The sequence below is a fragment of the Hominiventricola sp. genome (assembly GCF_057604405.1).
The window spans coordinates 1-1,484 of the sequence record NZ_DBLYVB010000089.1 but is presented as its reverse complement, the minus strand read 5'-3'; the positions used below and the strand labels follow the sequence as shown (position 1 = coordinate 1,484).

At 45.8% G+C, this 1,484-nt stretch carries 3 protein-coding genes; all 3 read left to right on the top strand.

The genetic code is table 11. From position 1 onward, the window contains the following. The first annotated feature begins 7 nt into the window (after positions 1–7). Complete coding sequence (locus ACZMB2_RS14240) at positions 8–163, top strand: adenine deaminase C-terminal domain-containing protein (protein ID WP_487597201.1); 156 nt, start codon at positions 8–10, stop codon at positions 161–163. A gap of 220 nt (positions 164–383) precedes the next feature. After that, the gene (locus ACZMB2_RS14235) at positions 384–821 is read left to right on the top strand and encodes a radical SAM mobile pair system MarR family transcriptional regulator (protein WP_410475845.1); all 438 of its coding nucleotides are present in this window, start codon (positions 384–386) and stop codon (positions 819–821) included. Continuing rightward, on the top strand, positions 818–1,484 hold a 667-nt coding region (locus ACZMB2_RS14230; protein ID WP_487597200.1), incomplete at its 3' end, for a radical SAM mobile pair protein A. The genes ACZMB2_RS14235 and ACZMB2_RS14230, both read left to right, overlap by 4 nt.

Sequence of the window (1,484 nt, the reverse complement as noted above, 5' to 3'; positions counted from 1 at the left end):
GCAGGCGCTGAACGATGCCCTCAAGGCACATGGTGTAGCGGAAGACATCGGCATCTTTATGACCCTCGCCTTCGTCAGCCTTCCGGTCATTCCCAGACTCAGACTGAACACCTATGGCATCGTCGATGTAACGCAGCAGAAAATCGTTCCGGCTGTTTTTTAATAGGCGATAACAAAAATACTGCCGGAGACCGACCTGAATGGTCCGTCTCCGGCAGCAGAATATTTTGTTCCTACTCTTAGAATCAAGTCTCGTCAAGTGAAAAATTGACGGAAATTCTTATTTGATAAATCGGAATTTACCTTTATTCAGACATACAAGCTCTTGACAATAAAGCTCCTATATAGTATGATTTTATAAACTACTATATAGGAGCTTTTGCATGAAAACAAATGGAGGATTTCTTGTCACCAAAATAAAACAGCTTGGGGACCGGATTTTTGAGAAGATTCTCAGCGAAAAGAATATTGATGCGTTCAATGGAGCCCAGGGGCGCATTCTTTATGTGCTGTGGCAGGAGGATGGAATCTCGATCAGGTCACTCTCGGTCAAATGCGGATTAGCGATAACATCTCTTACGACGATGCTGGAAAGAATGGAACGTCAAGGACTGATAAGCCGTGTTCAGTCTGAAACGGATAAAAGGAAAACACTCCTGTTTCTGACTGAGAAAGCACATGCCTTAAAGGGCGAGTACGATTCTGTATCTGATGAGATGGGCAGCATTTACTACAAGGGTTTTTCAGAGGAAGAAATTACCCGGTTTGAGGAATGCCTCGACCGCATCAGAAAGAATCTTGAGGAGTGGCAGAAGTCATGAGTATTTGTATCAAAGATCAGATTCAGAACATGAATCTCGTCATCGGCTGCACAGTGGGGTGTGCATATTGCTATGCCCACAACAATGTGAAACGCTGGCATATGATCGATGACTTCGCTGATCCTGAGTTCTTTCCGGGCAAGCTCAAGATGATGGAAAAGAAACGTCCGCAAAACTTTCTTCTTACCGGCATGAGCGATCTCTCCGGATGGAAGCCGGAATGGAGAGACGAGGTATTTGCAAAGATCCGTGAAAATCCACAGCATCAGTTCTTGTTTCTTACCAAGCGCCCTGATCTGCTGGATTTTGATACCGATCTGAAAAACGCATGGTTTGGCGTTACGGTGACGAGGAAAGCAGAACTGTGGCGTATCGACGCCCTTCGGAAAAATGTCAGAGCAAAGCATTACCATGTTACCTTTGAGCCGTTATTCGACGATCCCGGCACAGTTGACCTTTCCGGAATCAACTGGATCGTTGTCGGCACTATGACTGGGGTTCAGAGCAGGAAGGTCCATACGGAGCCGGAGTGGGCCTGGTCTTTGACAGACCAGGCACATACGCTCGGCATTCCGGTGTTTATGAAGGAAGACCTTGTCCCTATCATAGGGGATGAAAATATGATTCAGGAAATGCCGGAAGAATTTAATAAAGTGTTAGAGG